We start from the raw sequence: 18510 nt of genomic DNA, 5'->3' as shown, positions 1-18510 counted from the left end.
GGCCCATCATACATGGTCGGTTTCCTTCTGTTACAGGTCGCCAGTCAGGTCATCATTCAATATGCGTCGCCTGCTGCGCGCGCTCAGGAGCATCATCGCGCATGATGTCCCGCACAGCGCGGCCAGCAGCGCCAGTGCACACAAGAGCAGTGGATGGCCGCCAAGATACCAGTCAGGCAGCATCCATATCGGCATATTCCCCACGGTATAGATCCCACCCGTGCGATAATTATCCAGACGCGCCCCATGGCGGATCACCATATCACCCTGAAAACGTGCAAGATCAGCGGGATCGCGCAGGTCACGCACCATGGTCGACAGCGCAGCAGGTGTCGCACCGAGTACAGCAACCACCGAACGATGTGCAGCGAAAGGCGACTGCGCGGCCACCACGGCGCCCCCGGCAAGGTTATAGGTGTGAGGAGCCGCAGCCCCGTCAGGGGGCGTGACATGATCGCAGATCCACCCAAGGAGGGAGCGGCCACGTACATATCCCGCCCGCGCCAGGGCCGCCTGCCCGTTACCCAGTTCCGCCTGCGTGGAAAAAACAAGGATATCGCCTGTAATCGACGCATCAACCGGCATATCCGTCGTCCGCACATCCAACCCGGTTGCGGGATAGCGGTTAACCGCCCCCACGAACCCCATCATGTCAAGAAATGCCCCCACCGTGTCCGGGGCAGGATGCGGCGGTACCAGGACGGTCGTTTCCGACAGATCGGCCATACGGGAAAAAGGAAATGCGGCAGTCGCAAAAAGATTGATGTCAGGCAGGACCGCAAAATGGCGTGATTTTGAAAAATCCACGCTGGAGGAAGGATCCAATTCCACCACATCATCTGATGCATCGGACGCGACAGCGAGGGGATGGCGTGTTTGAACATCGAAATACAGCCGCAGTTCATTATGCTGCGACATTTTCCATACCGGCAGTTCCAGCGCATGTTCCACCGGTGTCCCACGTGTGCGGAACGGGTTAATCGACCAGGGCACCAAGGGATAGGAATGCACAAATGTATCGTTCAGCGTTACACTTACATGGGATTTTGTTCTGTCCAGCACACCATCTTCGGGTGCGCGAAGAAGCAGATGCGCCATGAAGGGCCTGGAACGCCACGACCGCAGGTCCGGCGGCAACGTGATCTCGACCCTGAGGGTTTTGGACGTCAGGCCATGGGTACGCAATGCAGCAGTTGATACCAGTTCCCCAAACGTAACAGGTCGGTCGGTACGCACCAATCCGGGCGCGTCATAGGGCTGACGCGCTGGTGGATGCAGGCTCGGCGCAAGGGCGTGCGCGCCCATTTCATCATGTTCCGCCCCAAGGACCAACGCCCCTGCCGCCGTCCGGACCTCTGCCATCGTTCGTCCTGTTACCACCAGGATCGTGCCAAACCTGTCCTGCGGATTTGGCACAACTGCAAGTTCCGGTCCCGACGGCCGCGTACCCCATGGTCCGGGCAGGCCCGCAGCGATGGCCACCGCGTTTCCTGCGGCAGGTAGGGCACCCGTCACGTTGAAATGGATCCGGCGATCCTGTGACTGCACGCCCAGCCATGATGCCACCATCCCGGCAGATGCAAGCAGCGCGGGGTCTGACATATCCGGCAGGACAAAAGTAACCGGCATCACCTGCGCCGCGTCCGGGTCCAGCACCGGATAAGGAAGTGTCGAGAGCAGACGATGCGGCACAAGACTTACGGTTGCCACTGTCATGGTGGATTGCTGTGAAATCAGGATTTTGACGGACTGGCCCGTAACCTGTACCACATTCCCCACCGGACCACGCGCATCCGGCCCGCAGGCAGGCACAGCCCCCCCGGCGTCCTGCGACGTGCGCATGAACAGGCGGAAATTTATCCTGTTGCGCGTATCAAGGAACATCGTACTGACCGGCAGGCTGACAGGCCCGAAATTCCCGTCGGCGGCGGGACAGATAACGCCTACGCCCTGGTTATTTATGCTTACGGCAATGGCAAGATGACCTGCCGCATGCCCCATGTGCGAGATCCCGGAAATATCAAGCCGCGCGGATGTGACGATGGCGTCACGGCCCACTTTGGCAGTCAGGCCATAAAGCGGTGCCTCCGCGCCCAGCACCATGTCCTCCGTTCGCCCCATCTCCGCAAAAGTGCGGGTGAACGTGACTGGCGTGCGGGAAACTTCGTCCACATCCGCCGTGGTCATGTGCGCATCATCAATCGCCGCAACGGAACCGCCATCCACCGTGGGCGGGGACGCCTGCGCACGGACCAGCGCACCCGAACACACCATCAGGGCGGCGATCGCAACCGTTTTGCCGATGCCACATAACCGTACATTGCGATCTGGCGGAATGACAAGCTGCTGGGGCGGAAGCCGATCTTCCGGCGGTGCCTTTTTCTCCTCCACGGGCGCACTCGGCGCGGGCGGCTTCGTCCGTCGGGCAGGACGGAATAGCGCGCAGATGCTCAGAACCAGCAGGTAGAGGCTGCGAAGCGGGTGGTCTGGCTGAAAATCGGACCACTGCGCCCATGCATCATCGCGACCGAAGACAAGGCCCACGACCTCGTTTTCTTCTGCAAGACCCGGAATGACCCATTTCAGATGCACACGCCCTTCGCGTCGGGCAATGATTGTGGCACGCATCGTCACCTGCCCTGACGCAAGGGACCAGCGCACCGATACCTCCGCGCCTGCTGCATCGGATGATGGCACCGGAACCTGAAGCTGGCAGCCACCCATCGACACATCAACGGCATTACAGGCGATAACCTGCCCCTGCCCATCCGTAAGTTCGAAGGGAATGTTCGCCACGACGCGATGGTTACGTCGGCGCTGGCGTGTTTCACGTGCCGCCGCCACACCGCCAAGGACGATAATCAGGCTGAACAGCACCCATATCGAATTGACAGCCATTGCCCGAAACACAAGCGTTTCATTGTAATGGACAATCGCCGCCCATATCCCCGCGCATAATCCCACCGCCAATATGACGGCCATGATCACGCTGGGATACGAGGCGCGCCAGTCGAAACGCTCCTGGTCCAGCAGCCCCCCCTTGTCCGTAACATTAAAACTGCCCTTGTGGGGCGCCAGCATCGTGACGAACGTCATACGCACAAGAAACGGCGCGAGCATGGATTCGTAAATCTCGCTCCAGAAGGAATAACGCCACCGTCCCTGCAGGCGGGACATGGTCATGGTGGTGTGAAACAGATGCGGCAGGGCATAGACCGCAAGTTCATACGGCGAAGCCGCAATCATGGTCACGCCCAGGAACAGGTAGGCCAGTGGGGCCAGCAGAAACATCATGCGCGGGATGGCGAAAAAATAGTTCGTAGCCGCCGCCATGTAACAGATCCGCTGCGTCAGGCGCAGGCCACGCCCGAACATCGGATTATCCAGCCGCAGCATCTGGAACATCCCCCGCGCCCAGCGCACACGCTGCCCGATCTGAAGCAGCAGGGTTTCCGTCTCCAGTCCTGCCGCAAGCGGTTCGCGCAGATAACCCGTTCCCCATCCCCGGCGTTGCATGCGCAGGGCCGTATGGGCATCCTCGGTCACGGTTTCGGTAGCAAACCCGTCAATCGATACAATGGCCTTACGTCGCAAAAGCGCACATGATCCGCAGAAAAACGTCGCATTCCAGAAATCATTCCCATCCTGCAGCAACCCGTAAAACAGGTTGCTTTCAGGTGGAACCTCCATACCGCGGCGCATGTTACGGCGAAAAGGGTCCGGCGAGTAGAAATGATGCGGGGTCTGCAACAGCGCCAGATTGGGATCCGCCAGCATCCACCCGACGGTTTTCTTGAGGAAGCCGCGCACAGGCACATGGTCACAGTCAAAAATCGCAATGATGTCACCCGTCGTCACGCCGATGGCATGATTGAGATTTCCGGCCTTGGCATGCATGTTCTGCGCACGGTTGATGTAACCGGCCCCGACCTGCCGGGCGAAATCACGAAATACCCGCCGCCGCCCGTCGTCAAGGATATAGACATTCAATTTATCCGCTGGCCAGTCCATCGACAGGCAACCGAGCACCGTTGTCCTGACAATGGAAATATCCTCATTATAGGTCGGGACATACACATCGATGACCGGCCATGTGGCCATGTCGTCCGGCAGGGGATGAATCTGTCGCCGCAGCGGCCATGCAAGCTGGAAATATGTAAACCCGACGCGAATGGTGGTGTAGATTTCCCCCACAGCCAGCGCCAGAACCAGAACGGTTTGCAAGATTCCGTCAAAATCGAGGGTGGAAGTAAACCGCCAGACCAGATAACGACCGGATACGACGATCGAGAGGATCATCAGGAAACAGCGCGACCATCGTTCATTATGTCGGCGGACAAGAAAAAACAGAATTCCTCCCCCCACTGCCACAAAAAACTGACGGTCAGGTGAAAGATATGTCAGGCAGACCACCGCCATCAGTAGAGCGAAGAGCAGGCCGGAAATAAAAGGAGACTTTACAATACGCCAGATCATGGAATTCAGGACTATATCTTGCATTTAATATGCCGGTTTAAGGGATAATCAGGGCTTTTTATGAAAATTTTCTATAATTTTACGTTTACATTGTAAGATTTTAACAAACAAAAAGCGATCAACCCGCATCTATTACTCATGAAAATCCCGTTCCATACCCTGAACTCAAAAAATAAAGCACACAGATAATTGCAATATATCCCAATTAAATTGAAATAATATATATGTCAATGCTTGTTTTATGAAAACAACATGATGCTTCTATTTGAATTGCAACTCACACACAAAAACATACGTCATGAGGACTTTTGCCCGATCTGTGACCAGACAGTCTGGCTGGATAAAAAAAGACCATCAGGTCCATATCCCCATCCATTCGGAAAAGAAAGAAATGCCATCTTGATTGGAGGTCAAGGCCGGAAATGATATCATATCTTCCTCTCCACAAAGCCGCAGGTGGCATTCCCCACGATACGCAGGAAAGAAGATTCGGATGACTTCGCTTCAAGATGGCACAACGGACCTGATACACTTTCCCAGGAAATCCATTCTTTCTCCTGCGGAAGCCTCACAATACCTTGGAATCCGTAAATATCATTTATTCATTATGCGCATATTGCGATGTGGACCACCAACAATCTCCATCAACAAAAAAACTTTGTATAAAGAAGATGAATTGGGTAAATTTCGCCTTTTTTTGATGGAGTCTATGGGAATATGTGAAAATAATGGTATATATAAGGAAAAAACGGATAAGATACGCAAAAATATTCATGATCCACTTATGTCCCTTCTTTCAATTAATATCATAAAGAGAAAATTTATTCTTGTTACGCTATGGAGTATGGTGCTGTTTGGGATTTCAATAAACTTGCTATTATTCTAACATCTACCCTTTATGGTCCTTCATAATTTCTTCTCAGATGGCATTTAAAATATACCTGACAGGCACTTTTTATGAAAAAACAGATCGTCTATAAAATCCTGACCGCATCTGAATATGCCGCACTGGTACATGACGGAACCTTCCCCGGCTCTTTATTGGATATTTCTGATGGATTCATACATATGTCGACCGCGGATCAAGTGACTGCAACCGTTGATCTGTATTTCAAAGGACAATCCGGCCTCATGCTCGCTGCGATTGACCAAGAAGTATTGGGACCATCGCTACGGTGGGAGGTATCTCGGGCAGGACAGATATTTCCACACTTTTATGGGCCATTGACCCTCGCTGCAATTATCAGGCTGTCCCCAGTAACACGTAATCGGGAAGGTCAGGTTGAAATTATAAGTCATTAAAATGTATCGCCACCACGATGAACGTATCCATACCCCGGACCCGACGGGAATTTAACAGTGCGTCAACATAGAATGAGCGACAGAAGCAGGCGACATTCAGCCTTTGGCAGCCTGTTATTCACAAGAAGAGCGCCTTGCATTCAGGGGGCTTCAACCTGCTCTATTTTTTACCACCATCGTATAAAACCCGTCTGATAGTATAGTACAACTGGCTGGTATACAAAATCCGAAATTTACCAGTCTTTTGCATTACCATATATAATTTCGAACTCTCTTCAAACCAACTCCCGCATATTCGATACGATGCGCACGTCCTGTATATCATCAAGCAAGATCTAGCGTAGGTAACTGGCCATCATAAGCTTATCTCGCCAGCAATCAAACAATACATAATACGATATAAAATATCAGAATATTAATATAATGTATTGAAATACAATTACTTTACAAAAATCTCAACCTTACATAGTTACATAGTTACATAGTTACATAGTCTGACTTCGATAAATTTGCCTTGCTATGATCTATATATAATTTCAAAAAATATGTTATTATGAGGAATATATCTGCCAGTCAGCTACAATACAAAGGAGAGAAAGTTGAGAAATATAGTTAAATTTATGTCAAATGTTATTTTTATATTCATATTATTTTCTATCATATCGCTATTTATTTATAAATATGCCAATACTTTTAGTTTATCGGAAATCGGAACAGGAAAGATACATTGTGACCTGAACGAAAATCTAAGGACATGCCGCTTTACCCCGGTTGATACGGCATCCCTCTCCGCAGGAGTCAATACATATACTTCATATATCATTAACTACAATGAAATTGATGAGAAAAATAAAATATATATAGGAAGTAACTGTTCAAATTTCAATCTACCATCTGATGGGATTTGTACTTTTAGCGTATTTGGGAAAATAGATAAAAAAAATCACTTAATAAAATCCATAAAAATTAAAATGCCCGAATAGGCATTCCATGTAGATATACCCCTTCCAAATATTTAGTGAGAATGAGACGAACACTTAGGTATGATAAATATATCTATATAATTATAGATTTTTTTAAAATACACCACCTTAAAAAATTAAGGTGGTGTTTAGAATTTTTATGGATAATTATCTCACGGAATACTTTACGGAATAATATCAGTGCGACAATACAGAATTATCATTCTGTTATGGGAGTTATCAGTGCACAATTACTCCCAACAACCCTCAATCGCCTGTTTTTCCTCACTCGCCATTGCGGATAACGCTGCCACCTTTGGCAACAAAGCGCACGGCATACAGTGTTTTGATATCGTGGGTCGGATCCCCCCTAACAGCGACCAGATCGGCCAGTAGGCCAGGCCGTATTGCGCCAAGCTGATCGTCAATATGGAATATCCGCGCATTGCCAGACGTCGCAGCCTGTAGAACAGCAGAGGCAGGCATCCCGGCGGCAACCATGGCCTCCAGCTCCCGCGCATTGGTCCCATGGGGAAAAACACCAACATCACCACCGACACACAGAATAACACCTGCCTTTCGCGCAGCGGCAAAACTTGAGCGACTGGTCTGAACGGCTTTGGGGGCAGGTTCCTCGCCGTTCCAGCCACGATAACGGGCAATGCTTTCCATGGCAGACAAGGTGGGACACAGCGCCGTACCGTGATCATGCATCAAACGAAAGACGTCTGGCGTCCCTTCTGATCCATGTTCGACAGTATCAACGCCTGCCAGAACGGCGCGGCGCATGCCTTCGGCTGAATGCGCGTGGGCGGCAACAATCCGTCCTGCCGAATGAGCAGCCTCCACCGCTGCACGCATTTCTTCCATCAGGAAGGTTGGCCGACTGGGTTCACCCGGTCCCCAATGGTAATCGGCATATAATTTGACCACATCCGCGCCAGCAGCAATCTGTTCACGCGCCGCGCGCACCAGGTCGGGGCCATCAGCTTCCTGCGCGCCCTGCGGAATTGGGACGCCGGGTTCAAACCCCTTTGGTCCATAAGAGCCTGTCGCCACCAGCGCACGTGTCGCAACCAGCATGCGCGGACCGGGAATAATCCCCTGCTCTATGGCCTGCTTAAGGCCCACATCTGCATAACCAGCCCCTTCGGTCCCCAGATCACGCACCGTGGTAAACCCTGCCATCAGGGTCGCCCTTGCCGCAACAGTTGCGCGTGCAGTCCGCAGCGCAAGGGATTCATGCAGAACCTGATCGTCCCATTTCGTTTCGTTATAGGGATGGAGGAACAGGTGTGAATGTCCTTCGATCAGGCCGGGCAGCAACGTCATACCCGGCAGATCGATCACATGTGCGCCAGCAGGCGCGGACAGCGCAGGGCCGACGGCGGTGATACGTGTGTCATGAACCAGCACAGACCAACCTTCGTGGGGATGCGGATCAACCCCGTCAAAGACCCGCGCAGGACGGATCAGCAGGTCATCGGCCAATGCCGGGACCGCAAGGAGCGTCACCATCAGCCCAATGATTGGAAAATATTTTGTGAAACGCATTACGGCCTTTCCCATGAGGACGGTCAGTCGATCTTGCATATCGTTGCGCCTGTGGATAGATTTTTGCCGATGATAACCGTGCGTCCCCGTGTTGCAACCTTTCGTATTCTCTTTCTTGGTGCCCTGTTCATGGGGCCCACCCCATGCACGCGCGCCGCATCCCCCGAGGAGTACGGCCGCCTGCGACAGGAAGCCACGCGGGTGACAATCATCCGCGATGATTGGGGGATTGCCCATGTACGTGGGCATACAGATGCCGATGCCGTGTTCGGCGCCAGCTATGCACAGGCAGAAGATGACTTTAACCGGGTCGAAACCAATTACCTCGTCTCACTCGGTCGCCTGGCAGAGGCAGAGGGAGAAAGCGCACTCTGGCAGGATCTGCGGATAAGGATGTTTGTTGATCCGGTTCGCCTGCAGGCGGATTATGCCTCCTCCCCCCGGTGGCTGAAACGTCTGATGGATGCATGGGCTGATGGGCTCAACTGGTATCTCCGGACGCATCCGCAGGTAAAGCCACGTGTCATTACCCATTTCGAGCCATGGATGGCGCTCAGCTTTACCGAAGGCAGCATCGGCGGCGATGTGGAGCGTATCTCACTCTCTCGGCTTCAGGAATTTTACGAAAAACGTCCTGTCGCGCCAAGCGAGGAAGAGCGCGGCATAAAACCGCAAGAACCGAAAGGCTCCAACGGGATTGCGATCGCCCCCGCCCATACGGCGGCGGGTCACGCGCTACTGCTTATCAACCCACATACCAGTTTCTTCTTCCGCTCCGAACTGCAAATGACCAGCGACAAGGGGCTGAATGCGTATGGCGCGGTCACTTGGGGGCAATTCTTTATTTATCAGGGCTTCAACCCTCACGCCGGATGGATGCATACATCGAGTGGCGTGGACGTGGTTGATGAATTCGCGGAAACAATCACCCGTTGCGGCGATCAAACCTGTTACCGTTATGGCGACAAGACGATACCTGTCGAATCCCGCAAGGTCACATTGCGGATCCGCATGCCATCAGGCACACTGGCGGTGCGCGAATTCAATGTTAACGCCACACATCATGGCCCCATTGTCCGGACAGACGGAAATAAATGGGTCAGCACCGCCCTGATGTGGAAACCGGTTCCAGCACTGGAGCAGTCCTTCCTGCGCACCAAAGCAGAAGATTACACGCATTTCATGAAAGTATCTGCGCTGCAGGCAAATTCATCAAACAACACCATTTTTGCCGACAGCAAGGGGGAGATCGCTTATTTACACCCGCAATTCGTGCCACGTCGCAACGACCGATTTGATTACCGACGCCCCGTTGATGGCAGCGACCCGGCGACTGACTGGCACGGGTTACATGCGCTTTCGGAACTTCCGCAGGTCGTCAATCCATCCAGTGGCTGGGTCATGAACACCAATGACTGGCCCTGGTCTGCATCTGGTCCCGATAGCCCCCGACGGGCCTCTTTCCCACGTTATATGGACATGGTGGGCGAAAATCCACGAGGCATCCATGCCACACGGTTGCTGAGTGAAGGACATGATTTCACGGCTCAGTCGTTAATGACTGCGGCCTATGATTCGTGGCTTCCCGAATTTGCGATATTGGTGCCACAACTTGTTTCCGCGTGGGAACACCTGCCCACCAATGCACCACAGAAATCACGGCTAGCCGAACCAGTGGCCTTGCTGCGCAAATGGGATGATCGCTGGTCGGCGCAGTCCACGGCCACTTCTCTGGCCGTATTATGGGGGGATGGGTTGTTGGAACGGGTACGCCCGTTGGCCAAGGCAGAGGGCGGATCACTTTATGAATACCTGACCACGCGCATCAGCGACGGGGAAAGGCTGGAACGATTGGATTCGGCGGTAAGCCGGTTGGTTCACGATTTTGGATGCTGGCAGGTTCCGTGGGGCACGCTCAACCGTTTTCAGAGGATAAACAGCGATCTGACCCAGAACTTCAGCGATGCCAAGCCCAGTCTGCCTGTGCCGTTCACGTCCGCCATATGGGGATCCCTCGCCTCGTTTGGGGCAAAACGCTATCCCGGCACAAAACGCTATTACGGCACAAGTGGGAACAGTTTTGTCGCCGTAGTGGAATTCGACCAGAAAGTCCGCGCGTGGGCAGTCTCCACAGGTGGGGAAAGCAGTGATCCGACCTCACGCCATTTCATTGACCAGGCCACACGGTATAGCGAAGGCAATCTGCGCAAAGTCTACTTCTACCCAGAAGAGCTGCAAGGTCATGTCGAGCGACGCTACACGCCGGGGGAATAGCAACGGTCTAAAAATAATCTCTTGAGGAGCGGCCTGACAGAAATTTCATGGTTTCCGTATATTATCGGAATGATCTGTTCAGGCCGTTCGATTGGCGCAGCAGGGCAGCAGGCTATAGGCCACACCTGTTACGGGGGATAAGTTTCCAGACCGTTTCCGTTGCCGGACAGATGCCTTTCAAGCCACCGGGAACATCATGATTTTTCAAACGGGTCAACAAAAACTGCCCCTCATAATGCTGCCGGACCTCAGCTTCATCGACACTGAACGGCGGTCCGGCCCTACATGACTGCTCATAATGCAGGCAAATAAGTAATTCGGGGGCTGAGTTCGTGATGGCCACCAGGTGTTTGGCGTAACGCTGCCTCAGATGGGCAGGAAGGGCGATAAGTGCCGCACGGTCATAAACCCCATCCACATGACCAAGAAACTGGGGCGTCAGGTCAAAGAAATCGCCAACAAAAATACATAGATGTCCCGCTTCGTAACGCTTTAAAACACCCATTGGCGTGATGCAGGGAGAAAGGCCAAGTTCAGCAAACAACTGCTGGACTGCAATGTGGCTCAGTTCAATACCGCTGACGTGGTATCCCCTTGCCAGTAACCAATGGATATCAAGGCTCTTTCCACACAGGGGTACGAAAATGCGTGCCCCTGTCGGGAGGTGCAATTGCGAAAAATAACCGATAAGCAACATATTAGGTTGCGGTTCATGAAAACCGATTTCGTTACGTTGCCATTTCGCATGCCAGAAGGCATCATTTACTGATTTTTCTTCCATATGCGCAGTATATACGGCCCGGCCAAAACAGGCACAAGACGAAGAATAACGGCCGCATGCAGCGCAGGTCGCGGGCATCGCAAAGGCAAACAGGGGCAGGCACGTACCGGTTCGTCCCACGCTTCATAGGGAAAATATGGAAACTATATATTTCCATCGTTGTTATTCCTTCTACAAAATTCCGGCGTTAATGAAGGGGTCAGCAAAACAGCACACAGCATGCTTATGAGCGCATGAAGGAGCTGTTTTTCAGACAATTTTATGATGAAGCGGAGTTATATCATATGAACTACAGCTTTCTTTCACTCCCCGCCACCGCTCTCGCTTTCGCCCTGGTGACTGGCAATACGGCCTCTGCGCAGGTTGTAACCAGCGCCGCACAGGCACAGTCCGGCACCTATGATGTCGAACCCGGCCATACACAGGTTGGTTTTTCCGTGCTACATTTCGGGTTTACAAACTATCTTGGTATATTCTCCAATGTCTCGGGCACACTGATACTGGATCCCAAAAACCCGACCACGTCCAAACTATCTGTTACCATTCCTGTCGATTCCGTACAGACAACCAGCAGCAAGCTGAATGATGAACTCAAGGGAACGCAGTGGTTCGATGCCGCGAAGTTTCCCAATGCCACATTTGAATCCACATCCATCCATGTCACTGGCCGGAATGATGCACTCGTCACCGGCAACCTGACGCTGCATGGCGTCACGAAGCCCGAAACCCTCAAAGTGCATTTCATCGGTGCAGGTATAAATGCGCTGGACAAGAAATATACCACTGGGTTTGAAGCCACCGGCACCCTCAAACGCAGCGACTTCGGCGTGAAGATGTACGTGCCCTATGTGTCGGATGAGGTGCAGTTACGCATTAACGGTGCTTTTGAAAAGCAGGGCTGACATCATGTCGATGCCTGCACGCACAGCGAGCGGGACCACACGGTATTCCACAGTGGCGATTATCCTTCACTGGCTGATCGCGCTGGGAATACTGACGTTGATCGCAATGGGTCTGGTCATGGACCACCTCCACCTTGATCCGATACGTGTGTTCCAGCTCTATCAGTTACATAAATCCATTGGCATCAGCATGATGTTCCTGATCCTGCTTCGTATCGGGTGGAGACTGAGCCACAGGGCGCCCCACCTGCCGAACGAGATGCCACAGGGGGAAAAGACAGCCGCGCATCTGGCACATCTTGCCCTCTACAGTCTGCAGGTTCTCCTCCCCCTGAGTGGCTGGGCAATGGTATCGGTTTCGGTTCTGGGCATTCCTACAGTGCTGTTTGGAACAGTGCCATGGCCGGATCTTCCAATCTTTTCAACCCTACCTGACAAGGCACCTGTCGAAGCAATCTTGAAATTACTTCACCACTGGGCTTCATGGGGGTTACTTGCGCTGATCTTACTGCATGTCGCAGCCTCTTTCAGGCATCAGTTCGTACTGCATGATCATGTTCTTCGCCAGATGCTGCCGCCCTTTTACATGCTCTCCATAACACGCAAGAAGAGAGAAAACCCATGAAGGCTCCTCATATCTTTCTACCCGTTTCCGCTGCTGTTGGCCTCTTTTTCTCAACGCCAACCTTTGCTGCAGATTGGACGCTCGTATCAGGGAGCGGCACACTGGGGTTCTCCGGTACGCAGACCGGCAAGACATTTGAAGGTCATTTCGAGAAATATAACGGCACGATCTCGTTTGATCCAGCCTTCCCGGAAGCAGGCCATGCAAAGATCATCATCGATATGGCAAGTATCACAACCAGTGACAGCCAACGTGATGGCGCCCTACCCGGTCACGACTGGTTTGACGTCAAGGCGTTCCCAATGGCTATTTTCGAAGTGAAGGACTTCAAAGCCAAAGGTGGCAACGTTTATGACGCCGAAGGTACATTGACGATCAAGGGAGTGAGTAAACCCGTGACCCTTCCTCTTACCATCGACATCTCAGGCTCCGACGCACATGCCAAAGGCCATCTCCAGCTTGTCCGCTCGGCATTCAATGTCGGCATTGGCCCGTGGAGTACAGGCCAGTGGGTTGCACTTGAAGTAGATGTGAATATCAATGTTACAGCGCATAGTGGCTGAATGCACACTCACTTGCGCTGATTGCCGCCATACAGCAGCAATAGATTCATGATATCCCTGTCCCACATACCGTGTCGCAGGACACCGGCAGCGCGCATTCCTTCCTGTTGCCAGGGTTATGTTGAGGGCATTCCAGTTGGTATCAGTCCTCTACATCTGCTTCTGTCCGAACCTTGCCAGATCAGGCCCAGCCGCGCCACCATGCCCCGATGAGTTGGAGCCCTATAAGAAAGCGCCATCAGGTCGAATATTCCTCCAGTAAAATCAAACGCTTCCGCAGAATCGCCCTGCGATGCAAGAAAACGCTCCATGTATTCATCGCCATGATCTGGATAAACTCAATGCAGACAGATGACCAGTACTTTTAACCTTCTACATCTGCACCGATCTCGATGAGGTAATCATCGAGAAGAAAGGGCTATTTTGCATATCCCAACCATCCGGTCTGTCCAAAACATTCCACCAGATAGTCAAGCAGGGCTGTCACTCGCACCGGTCTTAACGAACTGGACGGTGTGACAAGATACAGTGCAATGGCGGGTGCTTCCCAATCTGGCAATATCCGCTCAAACCTGTTGGAAGCCAGCCCCTCGCCCACCATGAATTCAGGGAACAGACCAAAGCCCAATCCAGCCGCAAGAGCAGGTAGGAAAGCCTCTGCATTATCCGCACGGAAACGGGGGGTTTGTGTCAGGACAAATTCATTCCCATTATTGACCTGTCGAAGCCGAACCTTTCCAGGTGCGGATGTATTGGTATAGACAAAACTTTTATGTGTCTCCAGATCACGAGGATGATCAGGACGCCCCACCCGGTCCAGATACTCGGGACTTGCAACTAGCAAAAGTCGAACTTCGCATAGCTTACGGGCCCGCAATGAAGAATCTGCAAGAGAGGCAATACGCAGTGCAACGTCGTATCCCTCGGCGACAAGGTCGACAAGTGCGTCACTGAAATCGACTGTAATATCAATGTCCGGATATTTCGCAAGAAACGCGGGCAAAACAGGTGAAAGATGCCCAATGCCAAATGTCATGGGCGCTGCAATCCTGATAAGGCCCGATGGACGTTGTGTGCCTCCCCTGGCTTCTGTTTCCGCCGCCTCTGCTTCAGCCAAAATACGATTAGCGTGTCCCAGCAACATCCGTCCCATTTCCGTAAGGGAGATATGACGCGAATTGCGGTTGAAAAGTGCAACCCCAAGCGCCTGTTCCAGACGTCCTATAGCTTTGGAAACAGTGGGTTTTGAGAGCTGCACCTCCTCTGCGGCCCTGGCAAACGAGCCAAACTCAGCCACTTTTGCAAAAATGGCCCATGCTTCAAAATCAGGAAGGCGCATAACAAAATCTCTGGAATGATTAATGTCAATAATTTCTATATCTTATTTTCATTATGCCTGTCGCCCTTTTGGGCATCAAAAATAGAAACGATGCCTTTCTCTGATTGCCATATACCGCCTGCCTGCCCATAGATAATCTGCCCTAGATAACTCACTCGATTGATCCGGGGAAAACAGATCATGATTGAAGTTCGTCCTTACGACAAACTCGGCCACGCCAGCCATGGGTGGCTGGATGCAAGGCATCATTTTTCTTTTGCCAATTATTATGATCCCACGCGCATGAACTGGGGCGCACTGCGGGTCTGGAATGATGATATCATAGCACCCGGCACAGGCTTTGGCATGCACCCGCATGAGAACATGGAAATCATCACCTATGTGCGCGAAGGAGCGATTACACATCAGGATAGCCTTGGTAACAAGGGTCGTACTGTAGCAGGCGATGTCCAGGTCATGTCCGCAGGTACAGGGATCAGGCACAGTGAACATAATCTGGAAGATGTGGCCACCCGCCTTTTCCAGATCTGGATTCTCCCGAACCGTGCCGGTCATGCACCATCCTGGGGCACACGCTCCTTTCCAAAAGACGACCGGGCAGGGAAATTCATCACTCTGGCATCAGGGTACCAGAACGACGGTGATGCCCTTCCCATTCATACCGAGGCGCGCGTACTGGGCGCAACGCTGACAAAAAACGAGACCATCGAATACCATCTTGGTATTGAAAGGCTTGGATACCTCGTTGTCGCTAAAGGCTGTGTGAAGATTGAGGGCAAAACCATTGGAGAGCGCGATGGCGCTGCAATCTCAGGCACTGATATTGTCAAGGTTAGCGCACTTGCAGACGCTGAAGTTATCCTTGTTGATACGGCGCCATAAATTCTGGAAATAGCGAAGGAGGAGATAATATCTCCTCCGATATTATATGACCAAAATATTATTGTGATGGCCTTTACGAAAGCATCCTAACTTTTTGAATGAGGCGAGGCCGCGAACTCAATAAAGTTCCGCAGATAATGAATTTCCTCATCGGTTTCCCGATGACCCAGGAATATCTGTTTCGCAATACCCTTTTTACCAAGCCTTACAGGATAAAGTTTAAAGCGTGTAGTATATTCTTTTACAAGCCAGCGCGGAAGTGCAGCAACACCCCGTCCATGGGCCACCATGACAAGCATGATGTCTGTCGTTTCAATCTGCTTTTGTTGACGTGGGGCAATACCCGCAGGTTGTAGAAATTGCGTGTAGATATCAAGCCGTTCGGATGGCACGGGATAGGTAATCAATGTTTCATCCGCAAGCTGCTCCGGCGCTATAAACTTTGTATTCCGCAAAGGGTGGTCAGGACCAACAGCCAGCACAAGTTCATAATCAAAAACCGGCGTAAATTTCAAGCCAGGTTTATAAAGAGGGTCAGGCGTAACCAGAATATCAATTTCATTGCTGAATAACGCGCCAATTCCTCCAAACTGGAACTTTTGACGTACATCCACATCCACTCTGGGCCATCTTTCCAGATAAGGTGATACAACCTTCAGAAGCCATTGATAGCAGGGATGGCACTCCATACCGATACGAAGCGTACCGCGTTCTCCATTACTGAACTGTTCAAGACGTTTTTCCGCCAGTTCAAATTGTGGAAGCAGGCGGTTTGCCAATGACAACAGCCATTCACCTGCCTGAGTGAGCACAAGAGACCGCCCTTCCCGTCGCCAGATTTTTACATCAAGCTGGTTTTCGATCTTGCGGATAGCATGACTGAGCGCCGGTTGGGTCAAATGCAGACGCATTCCGGCTGCCGTTAACGAGCCCTCCCGTGCGACCTCCTGAATGATGGTCAGATGATGGCGCTCCAGAACACCCATGCTTCACTCCATAAATGCACAGAATTCATATAATCATCAGAATATATCATTTTAATTCATTTATATAAACTTCTATCACGCGGTCTGAACATCTCTGCATGATTTTTATTAATGCATCCTCCTCCTACCAGAGCTCTGAACACGAAATCAACCAACTGCCTGAGGCGGATGGGCTGCGCATCATATGTCGCTTTTTTTATGATACGCACACGCAAAAGCTAACTTCCTAGCAAAAGAGAAAATTCACTATCATGCAATTCAGACATACGGATTTCCTGCATCCTCTTTTAAATAGATAAGCTATGCATGTGGTATCTGGCGCACGATGATCTGCGGGCTACTCTCTTGTCCTACAGTGTTATGTCTATGCGCATGTCACTGTCCCCCATCTGGTCAACATCAGTACAACACGCAAGCATATATATGCCATTATATGCAGCGATTGGCCATTCCCGCTGATCGAGCCTGATAAACCCTATCATGAGTAGCAGCGGGGAATACGCCCATCAGCATATCCGTGTCACATGCTTCCTTGACTCCGTAACGCCAGACAAAGTGCTGCCCAGACATTCATGTGCACGATGCTTATATATCTTTACCAAGAATATTTCGCATCATCACAATGACTATGAAACAATAATAGATAGATCGAAAACACTTTATCTACTACTCACACTTCCGAACATTCTAATATCATTCATATATAAAAACCTTCTCGTAAAACGAGATAGAACATATATCCGCATCGCTGCGCATCCTCACCGGAATACTAATCCACCTGCATATCAGGCAGAAAGTTCTCTACGGACGATTTCTACGCCGGCCCCCAAAGCATTGAGCTTGCTTCGGGCCACGTCGCGCGACAAAGGGGCCATACCACAATTCGTGCAGGGATAAAGTTTGTCCACATCGACAAATTGAAGTGCCCGTCGCAGAAGATCAGCAACTTTTTCAGGTGTTTCAATGATATTTGATGCCACATCAATGGCACCGACCATCACCTTTTTCCCACGAACAAGTTCAATCAGATCCATTGGAACGCGGGAATTCTGACATTCCAGAGAAATCAGGTCAATACTGGATTTTTGCAATTTCGGAAAGATCTCCTCATATTGGCGCCACTCGTTCCCCAGAGCATTTTTCCAGTCAATATTCGCCTTTATGCCATAGCCATAGCAGATATGGACCGCAGTTTCACACTCAAGTCCTTCAATCGCTCTTTCTAATGTGGCAATACCCCAATCATTCACTTCATTAAAAAATACATTAAATGCAGGTTCATCAAACTGGATGATGTCCACCCCTGCCGCCACCAACTCTTTGGCTTCCTGATTCAGGATTTTAGCAAATTCCCACGCCAGCTTCTCACGACTTTTGTAATGCGCATCATAAAGCGTATCAATCATGGTCATAGGACCAGGTAATGCCCACTTAATGGGTTTGTGCGTCAAGGTACGCAAAAACCTCACATCCTCGACAAAAACAGGCTTTTCTCGTGTCACGGCACCTACAACAGACGGTACACTTGCTTCGTAACGATTGCGAATTTTTACCGTCTGACGATTTTCAAAATCTACACCGCTAAGATGTTCAATAAACGTCGTGACAAAATGCTGACGAGTCTGTTCACCATCACTGACGATATCAATCCCAGCTCGATCCTGATCATCCAGCGCCAGACGCAGCGCATCCTGCTTCCCTTCGATCAGTTGGTTTCCCTGTAATTGCCAGGGTGACCAAAGTGTCTTGGGCTTGGCAAGCCAGGATGGCTTAGGCAGGCTACCAGCCGTTGAAGTGGGGAGAAGTATTTTCATAAAGAATAACCTTGTATTTCTGATTGATCCGGAAATGTCGCTGATAGAGC

12 protein-coding genes are annotated in these 18510 nt (G+C 51.3%); 6 read left to right on the top strand and 6 right to left on the bottom strand.

Features of this window, described 5'->3' with window-relative positions; all coding sequences use genetic code 11:
- Window positions 1-30: 30 nt before the first annotated feature.
- Window positions 31-4500, bottom strand: a complete 4470-nt coding sequence (gene bcsA, locus B7G66_RS00250) for a UDP-forming cellulose synthase catalytic subunit (protein WP_237700305.1) — start codon at window positions 4498-4500, stop codon at window positions 31-33.
- 933 nt (window positions 4501-5433) lie between these two features.
- On the opposite strand from bcsA, the gene B7G66_RS00240 reads away from it, so the two are divergent.
- The gene (locus tag B7G66_RS00240) at window positions 5434-5778 is read left to right on the top strand and encodes a DUF952 domain-containing protein (RefSeq protein WP_003619633.1); all 345 of its coding nucleotides are present in this window, start codon (window positions 5434-5436) and stop codon (window positions 5776-5778) included.
- A gap of 1247 nt (window positions 5779-7025) precedes the next feature.
- On the opposite strand, the gene B7G66_RS00235 is transcribed toward B7G66_RS00240, so the two are convergent.
- A complete protein-coding gene (locus B7G66_RS00235) occupies window positions 7026-8294 on the bottom strand; it encodes a metal-dependent hydrolase family protein (RefSeq protein ID WP_141312696.1) in 1269 nt (422 codons plus the stop codon).
- 201 nt (window positions 8295-8495) lie between these two features.
- Here B7G66_RS00235 and B7G66_RS00230 point away from each other — a divergent pair, with 201 nt between their 5' ends.
- Window positions 8496-10568: a penicillin acylase family protein gene (locus B7G66_RS00230; RefSeq protein ID WP_200146813.1), complete on the top strand. Its 2073-nt coding sequence runs from the start codon at window positions 8496-8498 to the stop codon at window positions 10566-10568.
- 112 nt (window positions 10569-10680) lie between these two features.
- Here B7G66_RS00230 and tmpT read toward each other — a convergent pair whose 3' ends face one another.
- On the bottom strand, window positions 10681-11349 hold the full coding sequence (gene tmpT / locus B7G66_RS00225) for a thiopurine S-methyltransferase (protein WP_040510756.1): 669 nt from the start codon (window positions 11347-11349) through the stop codon (window positions 10681-10683).
- A gap of 284 nt (window positions 11350-11633) precedes the next feature.
- Between tmpT and B7G66_RS00220 the strand changes: the two genes are divergently transcribed.
- From B7G66_RS00220 to B7G66_RS00210, 3 genes are read left to right on the top strand one after another with little or no spacing between them, the layout of a single operon-like run.
- Complete coding sequence (locus tag B7G66_RS00220) at window positions 11634-12251, top strand: YceI family protein (RefSeq protein ID WP_040511895.1); 618 nt, start codon at window positions 11634-11636, stop codon at window positions 12249-12251.
- A 4-nt stretch (window positions 12252-12255) separates the two neighbouring features.
- A complete protein-coding gene (locus B7G66_RS00215; protein ID WP_003619624.1) occupies window positions 12256-12876 on the top strand; it encodes a cytochrome b in 621 nt (206 codons plus the stop codon).
- Window positions 12873-13439, top strand: a complete 567-nt coding sequence (locus tag B7G66_RS00210) for a YceI family protein (protein ID WP_003619623.1) — start codon at window positions 12873-12875, stop codon at window positions 13437-13439. Before B7G66_RS00215 ends, B7G66_RS00210 begins: the two co-directional genes overlap by 4 nt.
- 418 nt (window positions 13440-13857) lie before the next feature.
- Here the strand turns inward: B7G66_RS00210 and B7G66_RS00205 are convergent, their stop codons facing one another.
- Window positions 13858-14778, bottom strand: a complete 921-nt coding sequence (locus tag B7G66_RS00205) for a LysR family transcriptional regulator (protein WP_003619622.1) — start codon at window positions 14776-14778, stop codon at window positions 13858-13860.
- Window positions 14779-14958: 180 nt separating this feature from the next.
- Between B7G66_RS00205 and B7G66_RS00200 the strand changes: the two genes are divergently transcribed.
- The gene (locus tag B7G66_RS00200) at window positions 14959-15660 is read left to right on the top strand and encodes a pirin family protein (protein WP_003619620.1); all 702 of its coding nucleotides are present in this window, start codon (window positions 14959-14961) and stop codon (window positions 15658-15660) included.
- Between the two features lie 86 nt (window positions 15661-15746).
- Here B7G66_RS00200 and B7G66_RS00195 read toward each other — a convergent pair whose 3' ends face one another.
- Together B7G66_RS00195 and B7G66_RS00190 are read right to left on the bottom strand one after the other, a co-directional pair.
- Complete coding sequence (locus B7G66_RS00195) at window positions 15747-16646, bottom strand: LysR family transcriptional regulator (RefSeq protein WP_003619619.1); 900 nt, start codon at window positions 16644-16646, stop codon at window positions 15747-15749.
- Window positions 16647-17431: 785 nt separating this feature from the next.
- On the bottom strand, window positions 17432-18460 hold the full coding sequence (locus B7G66_RS00190) for a methionine synthase (RefSeq protein ID WP_003619618.1): 1029 nt from the start codon (window positions 18458-18460) through the stop codon (window positions 17432-17434).
- Window positions 18461-18510: the final 50 nt, after the last annotated feature.

Origin of the sequence: Novacetimonas hansenii JCM 7643, from assembly GCF_000964405.1 — a bacterium.
In the GTDB taxonomy this organism is placed as follows: domain Bacteria; phylum Pseudomonadota; class Alphaproteobacteria; order Acetobacterales; family Acetobacteraceae; genus Novacetimonas; species Novacetimonas hansenii.
This window is presented reverse-complemented; position numbering and strand designations above follow the sequence as displayed.